Below are 22,735 nucleotides of genomic sequence, written 5' to 3'. Positions count from 1 at the left end.
AATTCTAGATCTATTTAGTTCGTTGTAATTTTACGATTCCTAAATTTAACAACAAAAAAGCATGAATAAAATCTTAAATCAGACCTATCCTTTCCTTATACTCTCTTTAATTTTATTCAGTTGCAGTAATCAAAAGAATAAATTTGAATTGCAACAAGGAGATTTACTATTTCAAAATACAGGAACAGGTGAAATAGACAATGCCATTAAAGACGTAACGGCAACTTCAGTTTCTAAAAACTATTCGCATGTTGGCATAGCAATGCAAAAAAATAAAGAATGGTTTGTAGTAGAAGCGATTCCAAAAGAAGGTATTCGTCAGACTCCATTACAAAAGTTTCTGAATAGAAATAAAAATAAACTCAACAAATCTCAAACTACAGTGGCTAGACTAGATAGCTATTACCAACCTTATATTTCTAAGGCAATAGCCTATGGTATTGAAAGAATAAATACACCTTATGATGAGATTTTTTTATGGGATGACAATTCTTATTATTGTTCCGAATTAGTTTATAAAATGTTTTCTTCTCAAGACCTACCTAAAGATTCTATTCCTTTTCTTACACACCCAATGACATTTAACGACAGCACAGGAAACCCTATGCATAGTTGGAAAAAGTACTACGAAACACGCAACCAACCAATTCCCGAAGGAATTGAAGGAACAAACCCGAACTTAATGGCTAGCAGTCCTTTCATCACATTTGTACATGATTATGAGAATAAATAACGCGTAACTTATTATCTTTAAAAACTTACGACATCAGTAATAATTAAAACTCGTTTTGCTGCTTCATTTATAAGTTTAGAATATTTAATCGGTACATCAATCCCATCTTTTATGAGGTATGATCATAAAAGTGAACAAGGGTGGAGAAAAAACATTCTATCTAAATCCGATTGACTATTTGACAAATAATGTACAGCTAAGTTTTAGCACACTCATAAAATCATTTATAAATCACCCAAAACAGAAACAAAAACCAATAATTACAAGTAATTCTCAAGCTTTACAATCAGTTTCCTGCTTTTTAATGTTCTTATATGATAATTATATCACCCTTAGAATATCATATCCATAAAACCTTCTTGTAATGTTTTACATATTCATGTTTCTTCACCCTTTTATCGGATTTTAACAGTTATAAATAGACAGCCCTTTCAAATCACAATAAATTTGTAGCCGATTTATTAATGATACTAGAAAACATGAAACTGATTAAAATTAAAAGAAAAACACGCTTAGAAAAACGATTTACGCCCAAAATGGGAAAACTACACACCAATGTAACCTACATTCAAAAAAGATTATTTAATATCATACCTATAGAAACGGTACACAAATATAGAGAAACATATTACGGAGAAATTAAAGCTTGTGAAGACTGCGTTTTATCTAAATAATATTCAAAATCCTAAACTAAAGTTTAGGATTTTTTTTGCATTATATTTAACAATACAAAAAATATGACCATCAATAAATAATAGTATTTTTAAAAGCTTAAAAATCAACCTAAATGAAAAAAATATTACTTGTATTCTTAGCAACAACTTGCTTATTAAGTTGTAAAAAATCATCCGAAGAAAAAACACCAGAACTGAGCATCAATTATAAAAAAATTGAACTAGAAAACGGCTTAGATGTTGTTTTTCATGTGGATAAATCAGACCCAGTTGTAGCTGTAGAACTAATGGTGCATGTTGGATCTGCAAGGGAAGTGGAAGGTAGAACGGGTTTTGCTCATTTATTTGAACATTTATTATTCTTAGAATCAGAAAATTTAGGGAAAGGTGGTCTAGACAAAATGAGTGCTAAAATTGGTGGTTCTGGTGCTAATGGATCTACCTCTAGAGACAGAACAAATTACCTACAAACCATACCAAAAGATGGTTTAGAAAAAATGATTTGGGCAGAAGCAGATAAATTAGGCTATTTTATAAACACCGTTACAGCCCCCGTTTTAGCAAAAGAAAAACAAGTTGTTAAAAACGAAAAAAGACAAAGTATAGATAACAGACCGTATGGACATAACCAATATGTAATTGGTAAAAACTTATACCCAAAAGACCATCCATATAACTGGCAAGTTATTGGCTCTTTAGAAGACTTACAAAATGCAACCTTACAAGACGTAAAAGATTTTTATAAGAAATGGTACGTACCAAACAATGCTACTTTAGTCTTGTCTGGAGATATAGATATTGCACAAGCTACAGAATGGGTTCACAAATATTTTGATGAAATACCAAAAGGAAAAGAAGAAATACCTGCATTGACTAAAAGACCTGGTATTGTTAAAGAAACCAAGTTTTTATATTACGAAGATAACTTTGCCAGAGTTCCGCAATTAACAATGGTTTGGCCAACTGTAGAGCAATACAATCCGGACTCTTATGCACTAGATGTGTTGTCTCAATATTTAACAGATGGTAAATCAGCCCCTCTTAATCAAGTTTTAGTTGATGATTTAAAATTGACTTCTAGAACAGGTATGTACAGTAGAAATTCTGAATTGGCAGGTGAAATTCAAATTTCTATCCGAGCTTTTAACAATGTAAAACTAGACGATGTAAAAGCTGGAGTTGAAAAAGGATTGGCTAAGTTTGAAACTGAAGGAATTTCAGAAAAAGATTTAAATAGAATTAAAGCAGGTCAGGAAACTAATTTTTACGCAAGTCTTTCTAGCGTTTTAGGTAAAGGAACCAACCTTGCATCTTATAACACCTATTTGGGCAACCCAGGCTTTGTAACAGAAGATATTAAAAGAACACTATCTGTAACTACAGAAGATGTAATGCGTGTTTATAATAAATATATAAAAAATAAAAATTATATAGCAACCAGTTTTGTTCCTAAAAGTAGTGCCGAATTAGCAGTAACAAATTCTCAATTAGCAGATGTTGTTGAAGAAAAAATTGTAACAGGTGCAGAAGAAAATTTTGATGCTAAAATTGCTGCAACGTACGAGAAAACACCTTCTTCTTTTGACAGAAGTGTAGAACCAAATTATGGTGAAACCCCTTCTTTAGCAGTTCCTAAAGTATACGAAAGTAGTTTAAAAAATGGTTTAAAAATCTTTGGAATTGAAAATGATGAAGTGCCTTTAGTTCGTTTTAATATAACAATAGATGGAGGCCAATTATTAGAATCTATGGATAAATTAGGTGTTGCTAACTTAACTGCAGATTTATTAAATAAAGGAACCAAAAACAAAAGTGTAAAAGAATTAGAAGAAGCTATTCAAGAATTAGGCGCTTCTATTTATGTCTATTCAGATGTTGAAAACATAACTTTAAGCGGAACAACTTTAGCCAAAAACTATGATAAAACATTGGCTTTAGCCCAAGAAATTTTATTAGAACCAAGGTTCGATGAAAACGAATTCTATTTACTAAAAAAGGCAACCATTGCTAATTTACGTCAGCAAGAAGCAAGCCCTAATTCTGTAGCAAGCAATGCGTACAATGAGTTAATTTATGGAAAAGAAAACATCCGTTCTAAAAATATTTTAGGAACTACAACATCCGTAGAAACAATTTCATTAGAAGATTTAAAAAACTATTACAACAAATACATTTCTCCTTCTGTAGCAAAAATGTTAATTGTGGGAGATATTTCTAAAGAAAAAGTAATTGCTTCTTTAGAAACTTTAAATACTAATTGGAAAGCTAAAGAAGTTACAATTCCAACTTACATAACACCAGAAACACCAACTAAACCTACTGTTTATTTTTATGATATTCCGAATGCAAAACAATCTGTTATACAGTTTGGCACACCCGCTTTAGCGGCAACTGATAAAGATTTTTATGCCGCTTCTGTGATGAATTATATTTTAGGTGGTGGTGGTTTTGCTTCTCGTTTAACACAAGAATTACGTGAAGGAAAAGGATATACATACGGAATTGGCTCTAGGTTTTCTGGTACAAAAGCAAAAGGTGCTTTTACCATTTCTAGCAGTGTAAGAACTAATGTTACTTTAGAATCTGCTCTATTGGTAAAGCAAATTCTAGAAGAATACCCAACTACTTTTTCTGATAAAGATTTAGAAACTACAAAAAGTTTCTTAATTAAAAGTAACGCAAGAGCTTTTGAAACCTCTAGAGCAAAATTAAATATGTTGTCTAATATTAGCGATTATGGTTGGAGTGCAGATTATGTAAAAGAGCAAGAAAACACCGTTAATAACATGACCAAAGAACAAATTACAGCATTGGCTAACAAATATGTAAATCCTAATAAAATGATTTGGTTAGTTGTTGGTGATGCAAAAACACAATTAGAAAGAATGAAAGAATTAGGGTACGGAGAACCAATTTTATTAAATAAAACACAGAGAATTAAAAATTAAATTTAAGATAATTCCATAGAAAAGCCCCAATTTCAACTTTAAAATTGGGGCTTTTCTTATTCTTAAATTAATTATTTTAAGCAAAAAAAACTTAATAGCCTTACTACTACATAAATAGCTTAAAAATGAATACTAATTAATACCATTGATTACTTACTACTTTAATTTCTTCTTTTGCATCGGCTATCATTTGATTCGATTTGTCTGCATACTCTATCATACCAAACTTATTGATAGCTTGAGCAGGAATTCCAAGAAAATTAAATGCTGTTATTAAAAAAGGAGTCGCAAAATTAACACTTTTATAAGGCTCTATTCCAAAATCACTACCACTTGTCATTAATATCAAAGCTTTTGTGTTTTCACAAAACCCTTTAATTCCAGTTTCAGTATATCCAAAAGTTTTTCCAGCCTGTATAACTGCATCAAACCACGCTTTTACGGTTGCAGGAACTGAAAAATTATACATAGGGCTTGCCAAGACAACAAAATCGGTATCCAATAATTGTTGCATCATTTTATCATTTTTAGCTAAAACTTTCTGTTCTTCATCAGTAAGCTCTACACCTCCAAAATTTCTATTTACATAAAGATTCAAATTTTCTTTTAATAATAAATCTGGCGCTTCTTCTGCCAAGTCAATAAATGTTATTGTTGTTTTTTCTTGATTATTTTCGATAAAGAAATCAAGCATTTTTTTTGTATTTGAATTCTCTCTTGGAGTGTAACTTAAAATTAGTGTTTTTTTCATTTTAATATCCTTTTATTAAGATTCACAAATTTATAGTAAATTTGCTATACAAAGTATATCACTATACTAAAAGATAGTAGTATACTTTAGTATAGTGGCTAATCTAAATAAATCTAAAGATGAACAAAAAAAAGACTGAAACGGATATTTACACACCTACAGAATGTAAAAAATTTATTCTTCCTGTTCGAGATGTCATAGATATCATTGGTGGAAAATGGAGATTACCAATTATTATAGCTCTTTCTTTTAAAATTCACAGATTTAAAGAATTAGAACGTCAAATTGAAGGAATAACTCCAAGAATGTTATCTAAGGAATTAAAAGAATTAGAAATAAATGGACTAATAAACAGAGAGGTATTTAATACAATACCTGTTTCTGTTGAATATAGTCTTACGGATTATGGAAAATCTTTAGATAAAGTAATTGAAACGATGAGAGACTGGGGATTAACTCATAGAGACAAAATAAAGAATGAATAAAAAAACGATTTCATATCATTAGAACTGCATGCTATTTGATAGCAACATTATCAGAAATTAAGCAACATAGAATTATAATGATCTTGAACCGATTGAATAATATAAGACTTATCTAAATTCAAACCTTTTACATCCTTTATTTTATTAAATTCTCGCATATTAGTATCGCCCCACAAACTGAATTCTATAATTATAGGAGTTAAACGAATTCCTTTTTCTGTTAACAAATAAATATTCTCTTTTTTATTTTTAGGTATTTTTATCTTAGATATCAATTTATAAGATTCCAATAATTTTAATCGTGCAGACAAAATACTCGGAGCTATACTTTCGTCCGAATCAGATATTTCTTTGAATGTCTTTTTATGTTTAATTAACATATCTCGTATAATTAACAAAGACCATTTATCTCCTATAACATCTAATGTAGAAGAGATTGGACAACCAGAACGAAATTCTTTTTTCATTTTCAACAGATTATTACTTTCAATTCGAAAGTAATTATTATTTTTGCTTTCAATTCAATAGCAAAAATACAAAATTTAAAACAAAAACTATGTTAGCAGGACATTTTACCACCGCATTAATTGCCAAACAAAAGTTCCCTAAAGGAACATTACTTTATTTTTTAATCATATCACAATTACAAGATTTATTGTGGTTTACCTTCCATTATTTAGGTCTTGAAGTTACTGAACCAAGTGATGCTTTTGATGCCACTTTAAGTAATATGGCTGTAGATATGTTATATAGCCATGATTTAGCACCTTTATTATTCTGGCTAGCTATTGCATTTATATTTGGAAAATTATTATTTAAAAGTACACAAATAGGATTAGTCAGTATGGCTTTGGTATTGGTACATTTTATATTAGACTTCTTTTCTGGTCATATGCATCATCTGTTTGGATCTGGCACAATGGACGCTGGTCTTGGTTTATATGCTTCCAACGTATATTTAGCTATTTTTATAGAAATAATATTCATCATTGGATCACTTTTATATTTCTTTAAAGGAGAGGCAAAAAAAGGAATTATACGAACCACTAAAAACAGAGTTGCTATAATTTCTGTTTTCGCTTATGGAATTGTTTTTATGTCACTAATTGCAACACGTTCTTTTAGAGAAATTTTAAGTATACCAGCATTTGATTTAGGTTTTAACACCAATATGCCTGTCCTTATTTTTACTTATGTAGCAATGCTTTATTGCTTATATTATTTTCTACCTAAATTTAATACAACAAAATAATAATGAGAGTATTAAATACTAAAGAAATCTTTTAAGATGTATCTAAGTTTTTAAAAGCTAACTGTGTTCACTGCTGATAGAATACATTTTATCCATTTTACATCATTAAAGTTGGTAGCAATTTTATAGGCAGATAACATAAATAAATAAACAAAAAATAATACTTTATACTTTTAGCACCTAATTTTACGCTAGCATATAATAGCTATTTTACACTGTAAATTCAATAAAAATGAAATCATACAATTCAAATATCGCTTGGAAAGAAATAAACGCTTTACTTCCCTTCGACTTTCAAATTAAAGAAAATAACCATCCGGTAGAAGAATCTTGGGATTGGAAAGGCAATCAAATTCATCTTGACCGGTATCCAAATTCAAAATCAGAATATCGAATTTTTCTTCATCACGGAGTTGGAACAAACGGTAGACAGATGAATATGATTTTGGGACATAAATTAGCAGAACTGGGCTATGATGTTGTTGCTATGGACAACTTAGGCTACGGAATGACCGAAGTAAACCAGAAAGATATTACCTACGATAATTGGGTTCATTGCTTTGCAGACTTCGTTAATGAAGAAACCAAACGAGATTATAAAAAGCCCGTTCTTTACGGATTAAGTGCAGGCGGAATGCTTTGCTACAATTCCGCTTGTCATATGGACGAAGTTCACGGAATAATAGGAATGTGTTTTTTAAAAAATGACGATAAAGAAGTAGGTAAAGCAACTGCAAAATTTGGTTGGTCTAATTGGTTTCTTTTTCCAATTGCTAACCTTTTAATAAAAATGGGTATAAAACGAGTACCATTTCCAATGAAAGCTGCCTCTAAGATGAATGCTTTAACAAACAATAAACAAGCGTTAAAAATTTTCTTAGAAGACAATGCATCAGCAGGGGCAAATATACAATTGCAATTTTTGTATGATTATACTCACTATAATTTACCTATTCCGGTAGCTGAATTTGACAAATGTCCTATCCTTTTAACACAGCCAGAAAAAGATAATTGGACACCTTTACACTTAAGCGAAATTTCAATGAAAGGAATAAAAGCACCTTACACTGTAAAGATTCTAAAAGGTGGTGGTCATTACCCAATGGAAGAAACCGCATTAAATGAATTATTAAAATATAGTAATGAGTTTATAAAAAATCTAAATTAAAGACCGGCTAATAGCAATCTATATAAAGAATGCTACGCTTCATGTACTAAACGGTAACGAAACTAAAAATTAGCAACAACAAAAAACGAACTCTCACAAGTTCGTTTTTTTTATATAAAATATTTCATAAAATCTATTCAAACAAAACTGCTCCAGAAGCAGCAACAGATCTATCAATTTATAATAGAACATTTATATCATTATAATTTGTTTTATCTACCTAACTATAGAATTAATAATTGCAACAAAATGTAACGGTCGTTAAAATAGATAAGAAAATGAAGATTAAAAAAACTTAACAAGGAAAAATTATAAGAAACTATAGTACAGTAAAACGAATGTAGAAAACATGCTAACATCAACTTAAAAACAACTAATTTAGTTTGTTTCTAAGTTTTTAAAAAGCGAACTTCTTTAACTTCTGATATAAAACATTGAAACGATTTCATACCATTAGAGTTAACGAAACCGAAAATTCGACCACAAACAAAAAAAACGAACTCTCACAAGTTCGTTTTTTTTATATAAAATATTTCGTAAAATCTATTCAGACAAAGCCGCACCAGAAGCAGCAACAGATCTATCAATTTTACGCATTAAACCCTGTAACACTTTACCCGGTCCAACCTCAACAAATTCTGTACCACCATCAGCAATCATTGCTTGTATACATTGTGTCCATTTTACTGGTGCCGTTAATTGTGCTATTAAATTATCTTTAATTTCTTCCGGACTCGTAACTGCCTTTGCAACCACATTCTGATACACAGCACACGTAGGCTTACTAAAAGTAGTCGCTTCAATTGCAGCTGCTAATTCAGCTCTTGCAGGCTCCATCATTGGCGAGTGAAACGCACCACCAACAGGTAATAATATAGCTCTCTTTGCTCCTTTTTCAGTTAAAACAGCACACGCTTTTTCCACCGCAGCAATTTCACCAGAAATAACCAATTGCCCAGGACAATTATAATTTGCAGCAACCACTACTCCATCTATTTCTGCACACGTTTCTTCCACAATAGTATCTGCCAAACCTAAAACTGCCGCCATTGTACTTGGTGCAGCTTCACACGCTTTTTGCATTGCCAAAGCACGTTTAGAAACCAATTTTAAACCATCTTCAAAAGTTAAAACTCCGTTTGCAACCAAGGCAGATAATTCTCCTAAAGAATGTCCTGCAACCATTTCTGGTTTAAAAGAATCTCCTAAAACTTTCGCTAAAATTACCGAGTGTAAAAAGATTGCAGGCTGCGTAACTTTCGTTTCCTTTAATTGCTCAGCAGTTCCTTCAAACATAATATCTGTAATCGAGAACCCTAAAATCTTGTTTGCTTTTTCAAAGTATTCTTGCGCCAATGCAGACTTTTCGTATAAATCCAATCCCATTCCTGTAAATTGCGCCCCTTGACCCGGAAAAATATATGCTTTCATAAAATATGTATTTTAGTAACTATTTATTCTTTTAATTGGCTGCAAAAATAATCATTTTTATTTGAAGCTAATCCCGCTAGGAGTTTATCTTGAGCCTCGTCGAAAGGCACTCGCTTTTTTGTAAAAACAAAAAGAGCTCAAACAATTGCTTCAATCGGGGCTAAACCACTTAAAAGACCTATTGTAAAACTAAAAAATCTATTTTTTTTTATTAACTTCACCTCTTTAAATTGAATAATAGAACACATTAACCTTAATTTAACAAGAATTGGAATCATTTTTGTAATCAACTAAAAAACATTTCGTCTATACTAATAGAAATTATATAAAAATGAAAAAAATACTTTTAACACTAGTTACTCTTTTTACTTTATCACAAGTAAACGCACAAACATCAATTTTTAACAGCTTATTGCAACAGCACGTTACCAAAAGCGGAATTGTAGATTACAAATCATTAAAAAAAGAGGAAGCTAAATTAGACAGCTACATTTCTTATTTAGAAAAAACAACACCAACTAGTTCTTGGTCTACCAATAAACAAAAAGCATTTTGGATGAATGCATACAACGCATACACCATTAAAATTATTTTAGATAATTATCCTCTAAAAAGCATTACAGACATCAAACAAAAAGGAAAAACTGCTTGGAAAACTCCTTTTGCAATAGTAGGCGGAAAAACATATACTTTAGATGATATTGAACATACCATTTTACGTAAAAATTTATTTGACCCAAGAATTCATGTAGGTGTAAATTGTGCTTCTGGTTCTTGTCCTAAATTAGGAAACGAAGCTTTTACAGAAGAGAATGTAGATGCAACCTTAGATAAACTAATAAAAGGTTTTGTAAACGACCCTACGAGAAATAAAATTTCTGCTAAAAAAATTCAAATCTCATCAATTTTCGATTGGTTTAAAGAAGATTTTACTAAAAAAGGTTCAATTATCGATTTTTTAAACAAATACTCAGAAACTAAAATAAACCCGAAAGCAAAAATTAGTTATCTAAAATATGATTGGACTTTAAACGGAAAATAATATTTTTAATTTTCATATAAAACATCAAAAATAAGTATGCCGTTGCACATTAAATAAAATTTGCAAGAACCATACCCCACAACAAAGAACTTGGAAACAAGTTCTTTGTCTATTATAAAAGGATTTGACAATTGTATAAAACAAAAAAAACTTTAACTTTATAGCTTTATATAAGCTGACTTACCTTTTAAGAATACTCTAAAAAAATCGCTATAGAAATTAAAGTCAAATAACACTTACCAAAGGAATACCTATAAAATGAAGAAAATTTTAATTCTTTTTCTACTAATAACATCAACACTAACTGCACAAAAAAAGTTAGATAAATTGTTAAACAAATTCAACAAGAACAATGTTCCTTATATTTCTGTAGATACATTAGCAACTACAAAAACTTTTCTTTTAGATGCTAGAGAAGAAAAAGAATATAAAGTCAGTCATTTAAAAAATGCTATTCTTGTAGGTTTTGATCATTTTAATATCACTAAAACTTTAGAGAAACTGCCAAAAGACAAAAGTGCAAAAATTGTTGTGTATTGTTCATTAGGCATTCGTTCAGAAATTGTTGCGCATCAATTAATTGAAAAAGGGTATACGAATGTTTTTAATTTATATGGCGGAATTTTTGAGTGGAAAAACAATAATTATCAAGTCATTGATACTTTAGGTAACCAGACAGAAAAAATACATACTTTTAATAAAGAGTGGAGCAAATGGCTTTTTAAAGGAGAGAAGGTTTATTAAAAAGTAATCCGTTTTAGTATACAGTTTTCACTGTTGTAATTTTTAAAATAAGTTTGCAGTATACAGTAACAGTTTTCTGTGATCACTCTTTTGTTAAAATAAAAATAGGTTAAAATATAATTCTTACTACATTAAAAACTTAGTCTATGTTTCTAAGTGATGAAAACTTGATACATTAATGGAAAATAAAATAAAAAGTGAAAACTTACTCCTAATCTTCACCAGAAACCCAGAATTAGGCAAAGCAAAAACACGTTTGGCTAAAACCGTTGGTGATGAGAAAGCTTTAGAAATCTATAAATTCTTATTAGATAAAACGAAAGAAATAACCTCTAAAGTAACATCTGATAAAGCTGTTTATTATTCTGTAAAAATTAGAGAAAATGATATTTGGGATGCAAAAAGCTATCAAAAACACCAACAAGTAGGAGAAGATTTAGGCATTAGAATGTTAAATGCTTTTAAAAATAGTTTTGCCGCGGGGTATCAAAAAGTTATGATTATTGGTAGCGATTTATTTGATTTAACCTCAGAAAATATAGAAAATGCATTCCAACAACTAGACTCTAATGACGTGGTTTTAGGACCTGCAGAAGACGGTGGTTATTATCTTTTAGGAATGAATGCTTTACAAGAAGATATCTTTAAAAATAAAGACTGGGGAACGGCTTCAGTTAGAAAAGATACATTAATAGATTTACAAGATAAAGCAGTATTTTTGTTAAAAGAACTAAATGATGTGGATGTTTTTGAAGATATTGAGCATCATTCTGCATTTCAACAATTTTTACAATAACAAATTTCCCTAGAATTCAGTCCAGAAGGGAATATAATTTAGGTCTCGACTGCGCTCGACCAGACAACAAAATGAAAAAACAACAATTACAAGAAACCATCGATTTTTTAAAATCAAACGGAATTACAAATCCAGAAATAGGAATTGTTTTAGGAACAGGATTAGGGAAATTAGTAAATGAAGTTGCTATTGAAAAAGAAATTCTGTATTCAGAAATACCAAATTTTCCAGTGGCAACGGTAGAGTTTCATTCTGGTAAATTAATTTACGGAGAATTGTCTGGCAAAAAGGTAATTATAATGGCAGGTCGTTTTCATTTATATGAAGGCTACAATGCTTGGGAAGTAACTTACGGAATTAGAACCATGCACGGTTTAGGCATTAAAAACCTACTAATTTCTAATGCTTCAGGAGCCATTAACTTATCTTATAAAAAAGGAGAGTTAATGCTAATTGAAGATCATATTAATTTGCAAGGAAGTTCTCCTTTAGCTTTTAAAGGAGCCAATAATTTTGGAAATATTTTTGCAGATATGTTAGCTCCATATTCCGAAGAAATAAATAGTAAAATTATTAAGATTGCCAAAGAGCAAAACATTTTATTACACAAAGGCATTTACACCAGTGTATTAGGCCCACAATTAGAAACAAGAGCCGAATATAGAATGTTGCAAATTTTAGAAACAGATGCAGTTGGTATGAGTACGGTACCTGAAGTTATTGTTGCAAAACAACTGAATTTACCTTGTGCAGCCATTTCTGTGTTAACGGATGAATGTGATCCTAAAAATTTACAATCTGTAGATATTTCAGAAATTATAGCTATTGCAGGTGAAGCAGAACCTAAAATGATTGCATTGTTTAAGGAAGTTATAAAAGTGATATAGTTTAATTTAAACAAAATTAGAGTACGTTAGCCCCTTCACAGGTTTTAAAAACCTGAAGGGACAATATTACCAACATAATGAACAAATACCTAGATATCATAAAAAACTCTTATTCCGGTTATTGGAATTACGTAAAACAATCTGTTTTAATGGAACTCAATTGGGAGAACTATTTCTATGGATTAATAATAATATCTTTAGTTGTCTGGGGATTAGAAGCTATTTTTCCTTGGCGAAAAAACCAATCATTATTTAGAAAAGACTTTTGGTTAGACACCTTTTATATGTTCTTTAATTTCTTTTTACTAAATTTAATTGTCTTCATTGCCTTATCAAATTCGGTTGCAGAATTGTTTAATGATATTTTAGGAATTATAGGTTTATCTATTGCTGATTTTCAATTATTAGAAATTAATAAACTGCCATTTTTTCTACGTATTTTTATCTTTTTTATTGTGGTAGATTTTGTACAATGGTGGACACACAGATTATTACATACTTTTGAGTTTCTTTGGAATTTTCATAAAGTGCATCACTCTGTAAAAGAAATGGGGTTTGCGGCACACTTACGTTATCACTGGATGGAACCTGTAGTTTACAGTTCATTAAAATACATTCCGTTAGCAATTATTGGTGGATTTTCTGCAAAAGATGTTGCCCTTGTTCACTTTTTTAACATTTTTATTGGCCATTTAAACCACGCAAATATCAATTGGGATTATGGTTGGTTAAAATACATTTTAAACAATCCCAAAATGCACATTTGGCATCACGTAAAAGTATTACCAGAAGACAGAAAAAACGGTGTAAACTTCGGAATTACATTAAGCATTTGGGATTACATTTTTAAAACAAACTACATTCCGTATTCAGGTAGAGACATTGAGTTAGGCTTTGAGGGGGATGACGAATTTCCAAAAAACTTCATTGAACAAGAAATATATCCTTTAGGAAAAAAGTAACCCTTTTTGTATCTTTATTGCCTTAAAAAAACATAAATATGAAATATATTAAAATACTTTTTTTACTCCTATTTGTCCAGGTTTCTGCACAACAAGGTGGTATGTGGATTCCGTCTCTTTTAGAGGGGATGAACGAACAAGAAATGACTTCTTTAGGAAGTAAATTAAGTGCAAAAGACATTTACGATGTAAACAATTCTAGTTTAAAAGATGCCATTGGGCATTTTAATGGTGGCTGTACTAGTGAAATTATTTCTCCAAAAGGTTTAATTTTAACAAATCATCATTGTGGTTTTGGTCAAATTCAAGCACATTCTACCTTAGAAAATGATTATTTAAAAGATGGTTTTTGGGCTATGAATTTAGAACAAGAATTACCTAACCCCGGTTTATATATAGAGTTTATAGTTCGTATTGAAGATGTTACAGACAGTGTTCTTGCAGGTGTAAATGACTCTTTAACTGAAAAAGAAAAACAATCTATCATTACAAAAAACAGCAATGCTTTACAAAAAACAATAACCAAAGAAGCTTGGCAACAAACCAAAGTAAAATCCTTTTTTCAAGGAAATCAATTCTTTTTATTTGTAACAGAACGCTTTGAAGACATTCGTTTAGTTGGTGCACCACCTACAAATATTGGTAAATTTGGTAGCGATACAGACAATTGGGTTTTTCCTAGACATACTGGAGACTTTTCTATGTTCAGAATTTATGCAGATGCAAATAATCGTCCTGCAACATACAGTAAAGACAATGTACCTTATACACCAAAACACTTTTTACCAATTTCTTTAGACGGTGTAGAAGAAGGAGATTTTACCTTAGTATTTGGTTTCCCTGGAACTACAGATGAGTATTTACCTGCCGCTGCAATTAAGCACATTACAGAAGAATATAACCCAACAAATATTGCCATTAGAGAGGCTGCTTTAAAGGTTATTGATGAAAAAATGAAATCTAGTGATGATATTCGTATAAAATATGCGTCTAAACAAGCTAGAATTGCCAATGCTTGGAAAAAGTGGATTGGTGAAAATTTAGGAATTCAAAAAAGTAATGCTGTAGAAAAAAGGCTAGCCTTTGAAACTACATTTACAAATGCTTTAGCAGAAAAAAACTTAATGGAAAAGTATGGGAATATTCTTCCTGAATTTGACCGTTTGTACGCCGATTTTGCACCTATAAATATTAAAAGAAGAAACTTTATTGAAGTCTTTTTAATTACAAATGAGCTGATGACCATGACGTTTAGAGCGTATCAGTTTGAGCAAGCTATTGCCAAAGATCCAAAGTCTTTTGATAAAGCAAAAACATACATAAAAAACACCTTAAAAGGGATTCATAAAAATTATGATGTTGGTGTAGATAAAGGCGTTTTTGAAAATGTAATGCCTTTTATAAATGAAGATGTAGATGCTACTATTTATGAAAAATCGGCTTTTACAAACTTAGATTCTGCTTTAAAATTATTTAAAGGAAACCCTAAAAAAGTGCTTAAAAACCTAAATAACGATGCTGCTTATCAATATGCAAAACCAATGATTGCCGCTTTTTATAATGATCTAAACAGAGAATATCAGCTAAAAAACGAACCTATTGTAGCCTTACAAAAAACCTATATGAAAGCATTGATGGAAGCTTTACCAAATGCGCGTTATTTTCCGGATGCAAATAGTACTTTACGTGTAACTTACGGGCAAGTAAGAGGGTATTCGCCAAGAGACGCTGTGTATTATAACCCTGTTAGTTATTTAGATGGAGTAATTGAAAAATACATTCCAGGAGATTATGAATTTGATGTTCCAGAAAAATTACGTGAACTTTATAAAACTAAAAATTATGGGCAATATGCAGATAAAAACGGGAAAGTTCCGGTTTGCTTTTTAGGTACAAATCATACTACAGGTGGTAATTCTGGAAGCCCTGCAATAGATGCTGAAGGAAACTTAATCGGCTTAAATTTTGACAGAGTTTGGGAAGGAACTATGAGTGACATGAACTACGATCCTGAAATTTGTAGAAACATTATGGTAGATGCTAGATATATATTATTTATTGTAGATAAATATGCGGGAGCTACTCATTTAATTGATGAAATGACATTAGTACACCCGAAGAAAAATAAATAACTAAACTATTATTAAATATTAAAAAAGGTTTAAGAAACATGAAAACAAATGTTTCTTAAACCTTTTTTTGTGTTGAAAAATCAGTGTATTCCTGTCACTAAATAGTAAAATTCCACATAGAAGGTTTCGAAGTCGTTCCTTTTTGAGGTGACTTAATACACTAACACATTCTAAAAAAAAGAATTGGAACTATGAGATTCCTCTTCGTTCCTCATTCGGAATGACAATTATAACTATTTAAAACAATAAAGGTTTTACTTATTTCTTCCTTTTTCATCAGGGTATAAACTTGGTAAATCTTCACTTTGTACAAACTCTTTTGTATCAATATTTAAGCCTGTTACTTTACCTTTAAAAGCAGCTCCAGTATCTACATTCCAAACATTAGCAATATTCATTGGGTTAGGGTTATTATAATTGGTGGTTGGTGTGTGCCCAATGTAAATTTCTTTATAATGCTGTATTCTTTTAGGATAAAAAACAGACTCTTTTTCAATCGTTTTATCTAGCCCTAAAAGCATTTCCCACAAAGACCTATCTAAGTACAACAACTCTTTAAATTCCTCTTTTTCTACTCCGTGCATAGAAGTAAAACCCGCATGTAAAAATAACCTGTTTTCTGTATCTATATAATGTAGAGGTAAATTATCAAAAAAAGCAACATGTTTTTGTTTTTCTTCCGCAGAAAAACCCTCATAACTCTCCATGGTTTCTTTACCGCCATGCATAAACCAAGAGGAATTTACATCATTAGCATCTTTTAGCCAGTTCTGGCACCAAACATCATGGTTTCCTTTGATAAAAATACAATCGAATTTTTGAGATAATTCTATTAAAAACTGAATAACTTGTGCAGATTCACTCCAACCATCTACATAGTCTCCCATGAAAATAATTTTATCACCATCTTTTAATTCAAGCTTATTTAATACCTGAAGTAATGCTTTTAAGCCTCCATGAATGTCTCCTATTGCAAAAGTTCTCATCTTAATTTTATTTTTTAGCAAAACTAAGTGTTTCTCTTTAAGAAGTAAGAAAGTAATATTAAATTTAGATTAAAAATATTGTCCTATTCCAAAAACTAAACCTCCTTTAGATTGCCCTGGATTGTTAGAAACTCTAAATCCATAATCGATTCTAAAAGTAGCATTGTATATTTTTTTACTGATAAAACGCAGACCAATACCAGAATAGGCTTTTATATTTTTACTTTTAAAAAAGTCATTAAATTTACCTCCTGGATTTCTCCAAGAACCAAAATCTGTAAAAACATTGGTCTGAATTGCCAACCATTTTTTGTCTACAACAGTATACCTATATTCTGTATTCCAGAGAAGTACGCCGGTTCCTCTATCTACTAAAATACCAACTCCTCTTAAATTAATATTATTATCTAAAGCAAAGGGAGCAAAAGGTGTATTCTCATTAGATGCTAAACCAAAACGCAATCTATTAGCCCAATTTCCTTTTTCTTTTATTCTTTTATAATAGAAAAAATCGTTCCAAGCAATTAAAAAATCATTCTGAAAAGCAGTACTAGAAGTTACAAACTGTGTATATAAAACACTTTTAAAACCACTTACATATTGGTAATAGTAATCTAAATCGTTATACGTATATACTAATTTAAATAACGTTTTATCTAGATCTAAATTTTGTGGAATTGATGCATCTGTTACTCCTGATAAATATTGGTATTTTTCATTAAAGAAATTTACCCCAAAATTAAATTGATTTTTCAGGTTTATTTGATACAAGCCTAATACTTCAAAAGAAGTGTTGTTGTACAAGTAATTTGCAGTTTTGTTGCCAAAGTACAATGGTTCTTCACTTTTCCAGTTTTGATGGTTTAAAGCTATTCCCCATTTTCTAGAAAACAAATTAGGGGCTTTAAAATTGATGCCATAAGAATCGAATCCGTTGTTTTGATAAAACCCACCAAAGGTGATATTTCTTCCTAAAAAATTATAGTCATACAAACCTAATTTATAAGAAAACTGACTGTTTGTAGTTGTCCATAAGTTAACTTCTGGTATGAGTGTAAAGTTTTCTTCAATATGTATATACACCTTATAAAGATGATCTTGAGATTGAAACACTTGATAATAGGCATGACTAACTGCTGGTAATCTTTTTAAAAAAACGATATCTTTTTCTATCGCTATAGAATCTAAAGCGGTTCCTTTTTTTGTATGAATAAGGTTTTGAATAAAGGATTCTTTGATTTTTTTTATCCCTTTAATTTTAACATCAACAATTATATTCTCTTGCGAGAATACAAAAGATGCTATGGATAAAAATAGAAAAAAAAGACTTTTTTTTAAGATCACTATTCTACTGTAAATGTTTTCTGAATAACCAAATTTACCCAATTATCTGCACTTAATCCCATTACAGTTATTTTATATTCTGCATCAAAAATTAAATCTGCCGGAGTTTCTAGGTTAATCTTATCAATTACATTAGCATCTACATAATATTGAAATGTTTTTTCTTCTGTAAATGTACCCGATAAAAAATTGTCTTCTTTATCTGTAACTACTTGAAGATACTTAACATTCTCTACAAAAGTTCCGTCTAACCAAGTAAATTTAGGCATTAACCTTTCTGAAGTTTCTATAGTAATATCTGTTAACCATTCTGTTGGTCTTGTTTGAATTTTAATTTTTATAGGATCTGATTTATATAATTTATCATCAATAATAAACGTAACAATACACCAACTGTCATTTGTATCTGTTCTAGAATATCTTCTAAGTGCACCATCAAAAGTAGCCTGGTCTGTTATTTTTTTTCTTCGGTAATTAGATAAATCAGTTTCATCTACTGCAAGGTTATCGGTTTCATAATACCTCATATCAGACGCTCCAACCAAAGGATTGTAATAAATATAAGAAAGGCTTGTAGACCCACTACTACTTGCCCCAAAGGCAGTTGCTTTCTCTATTGTTTTGGTTGCATTAAAATCTAAATATTCTTCTAAATTTCTTGTAATAAAACTTTCTTGAATAACCGTATTCACCCAATTATCTTTACTAACAGCCATCATGGTAAATAGATATTCGGTATCTGCTACTAAATTAACGGGAGTTAATGGCACATTTATATTATTTACAACATTAGTCGTATCAAAATATGTGAATATTTTATCTAAAGTATAGGTTCCAGAAACAAATGTATCGTCTTCTTTTTCTGAAATTACTTCAAAATATATTGCATTATCTGTAACTCCAAAATCTGACCAAGTAAATGTTGGTTTTAATGTTTCTGGAAATTTAATAGTTACTGCGTTTGTCCAACTTGTTGGTTTTGTTTCATTTTTTAAACGAATTGGATTCGATTTATGTAATTCTCCGTCTAACATATAAGTAACCAAACACCAATTCTCATTATCTCCAGACCTTGCAAAACGCTCTAACTTCCCTCCAAAAACAGCTGTTTTTGTTAAATTTTTTCTTCTGTACTTAGAAAAATCCTGATTATCAATATTTAAACTATCTGCTTCATAATACCTAATATCTGTTGCGCCTGCTTCTGGATAATAAAAAATATAAGACAAATTAGTGTTTCCGCTTGCACTTGCTGCACATGCAATAACATTACCTAAATCAGTATTAGATGTAGCGGTTATATATTCTTGTAAATTTCTTGGTACAGTAATATCAGTATCTTCTGTACAAGAGAAGAAAAAAAGAGAAACAAAAATGATAATCAACAAATTTTTAACAGTCATATATCTTTAAATTTTAATCGTAAGAATTGGTAAGGTAGAATGATTTGCAATATCCTCGGCAATACTACCTGCAAAAATATGAGATAATCCTTTTCTACCATGCGTACTTACAGAAATTAAATCTGCGCCTACTGTATTAGAGAAGTTAAGAATACCTTTTTCTATCGTTCTATCGCAAACAAAGTTTACGTTAATCATTCTATCTGTATTTCCTTCTGCCTTCATTAAAAAATTATTTGCCAAAGAAGCCATTTCCGAAGTTGTTTTAAATTCTTCATTGGGCAAGTTTACATATAAAATATGTTTGCGTGCATTTAAAAAATCTACTAATTTTAACATGCTTTTAAAAGCAGGTATTCCTTCTTCAGAAAAATCTGTTGCCACCACAATATCTGCAAAATCGGTATTGGTTATTTCATTCTTAATAATTAAAACAGGTAAATCTGCAAATCTGACTACTTTTTCTGTGTTAGAACCTACAAAAAATTCTTTTAGCCCACTTACACCGTGAGATCCCATAATAATTATATCTGCCTTTACTTTTTCTCCAATAGCATTTATTTCACTAAAAACTTTAAAATGCTTAATAATAGGCACCACTTTTACACCTTCTAAATACTCTTTTACAAGAAAATCTTTAAACTTTTTTTCTGCTAATTTTAAAAAATAGATTGCTTTTTCTTGTTGATTGTTTTCACTTTCTGTTAAAGATAGTTCTTGTAAATCTAACATATGTAAAGCATAAATAGTAGCATTATTTTTTTTTGCTAATAATGCTGCGGCTTTTAAAGCATACTCAGAGTGTTTAGAAAAATCTATAGGAACAATTATTTTTTTCATAATAGTGGTTTATTAGTTATGGTTACAAAGTTACTATCTAAACTTAAAAAGATATAAGATATTCGTCATGTTTTGTTCTTTTTAGTCTTGTTTATACAACTTTCTAAGCACAACTTCTGCTGGTTTATTTTGAGGGGTAAATCTATTATCTTTCTCCCCACCTACTTTAGCGTGTGTATGAAACCATTTCCAAATAAAACCACCTGCAAACCAATCTTCTTTCCAAAACTGATTATGTATTGCTTGCAACCCATTTACCTGCCCTTGCATATTTACCTGCCCTTCTACTCTATTTGCATCCCAAGGTTCTTTACCTGTAAAATCTACACTTCTATACCCAAATTCTGTAAATAAAATAGGTTTGTTAAATTGCTTTTGTATCTGTGTAATTACTTTTTTATGAGGTTGCCAACCTAACTCGAAATCTTTTACCGATGGCGTTTTTTTATCACTTAAAGGAAAATAAGCATCAATACCAATGTAGTCTAAATCTGCCCAAAAGGGAACTCGTTTAAATTCGTCCCAATTAGCAGCATACGTTAGTTTGCCTTTGTAAACTTCTCTAATTTTAACAATTAATTCTTTCCAATAAGTAGGTCTTTGAAGTACAAATTGCTCTAATTCTGTTCCTATACACAAAATATCTGCTTTTAAATTTTGTGCAGCTTTTGCGTAGGTTAAAATAAAATCTGAATAGGTGTCTTCTAAAATAGTCCAATTTTCATCAGAATTCATTTCTATAAGTCCTGTAAATTCTCCTTTCCAAACCCAAATCTGGGGCTTTACCATGATTTTTACATCTGCTGTCTGAAAATTTTTTGCATACTGATGCAATCCGTTTTTAGTTTCACCAAACCATTGCCTGTCATTGTTATGAATTACCGTTGGAGAAGAGAGTTTTTTAATAAAACCAAAAGGCATCAAAGCAACGTAATTGCCTTGTGCCTTTATAATTGGCGAAATATGTTTTATACTTATAGTATCTCTAGACGCTACAAAACTAATTCCGTTTATTTTTTTCTGTTGACTATTGCATGATAACTGAATGAATATCAGCAATAAAAAGAGGAGTTTATATATTTTCATAAAGCCCTAAAAATAGCTTTTTTTTCTAAAACAAAGCTCTTAAACCAACACTAAATGAATTCCCTAAACCTTGAAAGTTATGACCTCTAACAATGTTACTATATAAAGCTTCTAAATTTAAAGTATCATTTAACTGAATCTTACCTCCAAAACCAAGTGAAGTACTATTTTGCTCGAAATTTCCAAGTCTTTGTGAGTGTTGTACAAACCCTAAAACGGTAGTTGTATTTGATGGAAAATAACTCATAAATACACCTGGTGATAATAAAAATGTTTTATTTGCAAAACTATCTTCATCACCAAAACCATATTCAGTATTTAATTCTGTAAACAACTGCCAATCTCCACTAGGCAAAGTATAATCGTAGAAAAATCTATTTTGAAATGACCAAGCAGATTGATCTAAAAACGCCTTTGATTGATCACTATCATCACCTTTTGAGATTACAGGAATATGTAGCGCAGATTGAAAAGAAAAATTACTAATATTTTTAAATGGTTGAATCTTTACTGATGGTGCAATAGAAGAAAAACCATTTCTACTTGAACTAGAATCTTCAAAGTTAAATGGAGAAAAAGTAGACTGACCTCCTAAAGTATTTGATCTGTACTCTATAATAGCACCAACGTTTATTCTATTATTATCTGAAATACCCGTAAAAACCTCTAAAGTTGATGTAAAAAAGGTTTGTCTGCCTTCAACTATTTTTTTAGAAGTACTATTATCTGCTCCTGTAGATTTTGTTTGTGTATATAAGTTATTAAAAAACTTAAGATCCCATTGTCCTTTATCTAATAATTTAGAAGGTGTATAGGTTTGAATGTTACTTTTACTTGTCTCCTCATCATCTTGTCCGTAAGACTGTAAACTGATAATTAATATTGATGCAAAAAGAATTTTAGATAAATTTAGTTTCATGTTTTAGATAGAATTTGTTAATATTTTAAATATCAGTCTACACAATTCTTAAGAACTTACAGTTTTTAAAATTCAGCGTTATTTAAAATCATTCTAAACTAATATTAAGTTTTAAGTTCTTAACTTTAGCTTCGACTTAACCCCCACAAGCA

General features: G+C 30.3%; 21 protein-coding genes. 12 read left to right on the top strand and 9 right to left on the bottom strand.

Annotation, left to right across the window (positions count from 1 at the left end; genetic code table 11):
- Positions 1-61 precede the first annotated feature (61 nt).
- The 3 genes from GQS58_RS12995 (at position 62) to GQS58_RS12985 (ending at position 4,355) form a co-directional block, all read left to right on the top strand.
- Positions 62-733, top strand: a complete 672-nt coding sequence (locus tag GQS58_RS12995) for a YiiX/YebB-like N1pC/P60 family cysteine hydrolase (protein ID WP_166386566.1) — start codon at positions 62-64, stop codon at positions 731-733.
- Positions 734-1,212: 479 nt separating this feature from the next.
- A complete protein-coding gene (locus tag GQS58_RS12990) occupies positions 1,213-1,407 on the top strand; it encodes a hypothetical protein (protein WP_165732480.1) in 195 nt (64 codons plus the stop codon).
- A 113-nt stretch (positions 1,408-1,520) separates the two neighbouring features.
- Complete coding sequence (locus GQS58_RS12985; protein WP_166386564.1) at positions 1,521-4,355, top strand: M16 family metallopeptidase; 2,835 nt, start codon at positions 1,521-1,523, stop codon at positions 4,353-4,355.
- A 136-nt stretch (positions 4,356-4,491) separates the two neighbouring features.
- Here the strand turns inward: GQS58_RS12985 and GQS58_RS12980 are convergent, their stop codons facing one another.
- On the bottom strand, positions 4,492-5,106 hold the full coding sequence (locus tag GQS58_RS12980) for an FMN-dependent NADH-azoreductase (protein ID WP_166386562.1): 615 nt from the start codon (positions 5,104-5,106) through the stop codon (positions 4,492-4,494).
- Positions 5,107-5,225: 119 nt separating this feature from the next.
- Between GQS58_RS12980 and GQS58_RS12975 the strand changes: the two genes are divergently transcribed.
- Positions 5,226-5,591, top strand: a complete 366-nt coding sequence (locus GQS58_RS12975) for a winged helix-turn-helix transcriptional regulator (RefSeq protein WP_166386560.1) — start codon at positions 5,226-5,228, stop codon at positions 5,589-5,591.
- Between the two features lie 50 nt (positions 5,592-5,641).
- On the opposite strand, the gene GQS58_RS12970 is transcribed toward GQS58_RS12975, so the two are convergent.
- A complete protein-coding gene (locus GQS58_RS12970) occupies positions 5,642-6,058 on the bottom strand; it encodes a winged helix-turn-helix transcriptional regulator (protein WP_166386558.1) in 417 nt (138 codons plus the stop codon).
- Positions 6,059-6,147: 89 nt separating this feature from the next.
- Here GQS58_RS12970 and GQS58_RS12965 point away from each other — a divergent pair, with 89 nt between their 5' ends.
- Both GQS58_RS12965 and GQS58_RS12960 read left to right on the top strand, forming a co-directional pair.
- On the top strand, positions 6,148-6,843 hold the full coding sequence (locus tag GQS58_RS12965; RefSeq protein WP_166386556.1) for a hypothetical protein: 696 nt from the start codon (positions 6,148-6,150) through the stop codon (positions 6,841-6,843).
- Between the two features lie 232 nt (positions 6,844-7,075).
- Positions 7,076-8,011 carry an alpha/beta fold hydrolase gene (locus GQS58_RS12960; RefSeq protein WP_166386554.1) on the top strand — a complete coding sequence of 312 codons (936 nt, stop codon included), beginning with the start codon at positions 7,076-7,078 and terminating at the stop codon, positions 8,009-8,011.
- Between the two features lie 543 nt (positions 8,012-8,554).
- On the opposite strand, the gene fabD is transcribed toward GQS58_RS12960, so the two are convergent.
- Positions 8,555-9,442, bottom strand: a complete 888-nt coding sequence (gene fabD, locus GQS58_RS12955; RefSeq protein ID WP_166386552.1) for an ACP S-malonyltransferase — start codon at positions 9,440-9,442, stop codon at positions 8,555-8,557.
- Positions 9,443-9,773: 331 nt separating this feature from the next.
- Here fabD and GQS58_RS12950 point away from each other — a divergent pair, with 331 nt between their 5' ends.
- The 6 genes from GQS58_RS12950 to GQS58_RS12925 all read left to right on the top strand — a co-directional run bounded on the left by GQS58_RS12950 (position 9,774) and on the right by GQS58_RS12925 (position 16,005).
- On the top strand, positions 9,774-10,484 hold the full coding sequence (locus GQS58_RS12950) for a DUF547 domain-containing protein (RefSeq protein ID WP_166386550.1): 711 nt from the start codon (positions 9,774-9,776) through the stop codon (positions 10,482-10,484).
- A 258-nt stretch (positions 10,485-10,742) separates the two neighbouring features.
- Complete coding sequence (locus GQS58_RS12945) at positions 10,743-11,228, top strand: rhodanese-like domain-containing protein (protein WP_166386548.1); 486 nt, start codon at positions 10,743-10,745, stop codon at positions 11,226-11,228.
- Positions 11,229-11,406: 178 nt separating this feature from the next.
- A complete protein-coding gene (locus tag GQS58_RS12940; RefSeq protein WP_166386546.1) occupies positions 11,407-12,024 on the top strand; it encodes a TIGR04282 family arsenosugar biosynthesis glycosyltransferase in 618 nt (205 codons plus the stop codon).
- A gap of 71 nt (positions 12,025-12,095) precedes the next feature.
- Positions 12,096-12,911, top strand: a complete 816-nt coding sequence (locus GQS58_RS12935; protein WP_166386544.1) for a purine-nucleoside phosphorylase — start codon at positions 12,096-12,098, stop codon at positions 12,909-12,911.
- Between the two features lie 77 nt (positions 12,912-12,988).
- Positions 12,989-13,873 (top strand): sterol desaturase family protein, encoded by an 885-nt coding sequence (locus tag GQS58_RS12930; protein ID WP_166386542.1) that lies wholly within the window; start codon positions 12,989-12,991, stop codon positions 13,871-13,873.
- 38 nt (positions 13,874-13,911) lie between these two features.
- Positions 13,912-16,005, top strand: coding sequence for a S46 family peptidase (locus GQS58_RS12925; protein ID WP_166386540.1), 2,094 nt, complete (start codon positions 13,912-13,914; stop codon positions 16,003-16,005).
- Between the two features lie 254 nt (positions 16,006-16,259).
- Here the strand turns inward: GQS58_RS12925 and GQS58_RS12920 are convergent, their stop codons facing one another.
- The 6 genes from GQS58_RS12920 to GQS58_RS12895 form a co-directional block, all read right to left on the bottom strand.
- Positions 16,260-16,991: a metallophosphoesterase family protein gene (locus GQS58_RS12920; RefSeq protein ID WP_166386538.1), complete on the bottom strand. Its 732-nt coding sequence runs from the start codon at positions 16,989-16,991 to the stop codon at positions 16,260-16,262.
- Positions 16,992-17,060: 69 nt separating this feature from the next.
- Entirely contained in the window at positions 17,061-18,335 is a 1,275-nt protein-coding gene (locus GQS58_RS12915) for an outer membrane protein assembly factor (protein WP_317168386.1), read from the bottom strand.
- Positions 18,335-19,738 carry a hypothetical protein gene (locus GQS58_RS12910; protein WP_166386536.1) on the bottom strand — a complete coding sequence of 468 codons (1,404 nt, stop codon included), beginning with the start codon at positions 19,736-19,738 and terminating at the stop codon, positions 18,335-18,337. Before GQS58_RS12910 ends, GQS58_RS12915 begins: the two co-directional genes overlap by 1 nt.
- Before the next feature lie 6 nt (positions 19,739-19,744).
- Positions 19,745-20,578 carry a universal stress protein gene (locus GQS58_RS12905; RefSeq protein ID WP_166386534.1) on the bottom strand — a complete coding sequence of 278 codons (834 nt, stop codon included), beginning with the start codon at positions 20,576-20,578 and terminating at the stop codon, positions 19,745-19,747.
- Positions 20,579-20,659: 81 nt separating this feature from the next.
- Complete coding sequence (locus tag GQS58_RS12900) at positions 20,660-21,664, bottom strand: glycoside hydrolase family 113 (RefSeq protein ID WP_166386532.1); 1,005 nt, start codon at positions 21,662-21,664, stop codon at positions 20,660-20,662.
- Positions 21,665-21,689: 25 nt separating this feature from the next.
- Positions 21,690-22,583 (bottom strand): transporter, encoded by an 894-nt coding sequence (locus tag GQS58_RS12895; RefSeq protein ID WP_166386530.1) that lies wholly within the window; start codon positions 22,581-22,583, stop codon positions 21,690-21,692.
- Positions 22,584-22,735: the final 152 nt, after the last annotated feature.

This window comes from Polaribacter sp. 11A2H, from assembly GCF_011379025.1.
GTDB lineage: Bacteria > Bacteroidota > Bacteroidia > Flavobacteriales > Flavobacteriaceae > Polaribacter.
Note: the sequence above shows the minus strand (reverse complement) of the source record. Positions and strands in the feature narration are given on the sequence as shown.

Bases quoted from the DNA above. Each gene is read 5' to 3' on its own strand.
- GQS58_RS12900 (WP_166386532.1), bottom strand. From the start codon at position 21,664: ATGAAAATATATAAACTCCTCTTTTTATTGCTGATATTCATTCAGTTA.
- GQS58_RS12945 (WP_166386548.1), top strand. From the start codon at position 10,743: ATGAAGAAAATTTTAATTCTTTTTCTACTAATAACATCAACACTAACT.
- GQS58_RS12940 (WP_166386546.1), top strand. From the start codon at position 11,407: ATGGAAAATAAAATAAAAAGTGAAAACTTACTCCTAATCTTCACCAGA.
- GQS58_RS12910 (WP_166386536.1), bottom strand. From the start codon at position 19,738: ATGACTGTTAAAAATTTGTTGATTATCATTTTTGTTTCTCTTTTTTTC.
- GQS58_RS12985 (WP_166386564.1), top strand. From the start codon at position 1,521: ATGAAAAAAATATTACTTGTATTCTTAGCAACAACTTGCTTATTAAGT.
- GQS58_RS12970 (WP_166386558.1), bottom strand. From the start codon at position 6,058: ATGAAAAAAGAATTTCGTTCTGGTTGTCCAATCTCTTCTACATTAGAT.
- GQS58_RS12905 (WP_166386534.1), bottom strand. From the start codon at position 20,578: ATGAAAAAAATAATTGTTCCTATAGATTTTTCTAAACACTCTGAGTAT.
- GQS58_RS12965 (WP_166386556.1), top strand. From the start codon at position 6,148: ATGTTAGCAGGACATTTTACCACCGCATTAATTGCCAAACAAAAGTTC.
- GQS58_RS12920 (WP_166386538.1), bottom strand. From the start codon at position 16,991: ATGAGAACTTTTGCAATAGGAGACATTCATGGAGGCTTAAAAGCATTA.
- GQS58_RS12980 (WP_166386562.1), bottom strand. From the start codon at position 5,106: ATGAAAAAAACACTAATTTTAAGTTACACTCCAAGAGAGAATTCAAAT.
- GQS58_RS12975 (WP_166386560.1), top strand. From the start codon at position 5,226: ATGAACAAAAAAAAGACTGAAACGGATATTTACACACCTACAGAATGT.
- fabD (WP_166386552.1), bottom strand. From the start codon at position 9,442: ATGAAAGCATATATTTTTCCGGGTCAAGGGGCGCAATTTACAGGAATG.
- GQS58_RS12895 (WP_166386530.1), bottom strand. From the start codon at position 22,583: ATGAAACTAAATTTATCTAAAATTCTTTTTGCATCAATATTAATTATC.
- GQS58_RS12950 (WP_166386550.1), top strand. From the start codon at position 9,774: ATGAAAAAAATACTTTTAACACTAGTTACTCTTTTTACTTTATCACAA.
- GQS58_RS12990 (WP_165732480.1), top strand. From the start codon at position 1,213: ATGAAACTGATTAAAATTAAAAGAAAAACACGCTTAGAAAAACGATTT.
- GQS58_RS12925 (WP_166386540.1), top strand. From the start codon at position 13,912: ATGAAATATATTAAAATACTTTTTTTACTCCTATTTGTCCAGGTTTCT.
- GQS58_RS12995 (WP_166386566.1), top strand. From the start codon at position 62: ATGAATAAAATCTTAAATCAGACCTATCCTTTCCTTATACTCTCTTTA.
- GQS58_RS12935 (WP_166386544.1), top strand. From the start codon at position 12,096: ATGAAAAAACAACAATTACAAGAAACCATCGATTTTTTAAAATCAAAC.
- GQS58_RS12930 (WP_166386542.1), top strand. From the start codon at position 12,989: ATGAACAAATACCTAGATATCATAAAAAACTCTTATTCCGGTTATTGG.
- GQS58_RS12960 (WP_166386554.1), top strand. From the start codon at position 7,076: ATGAAATCATACAATTCAAATATCGCTTGGAAAGAAATAAACGCTTTA.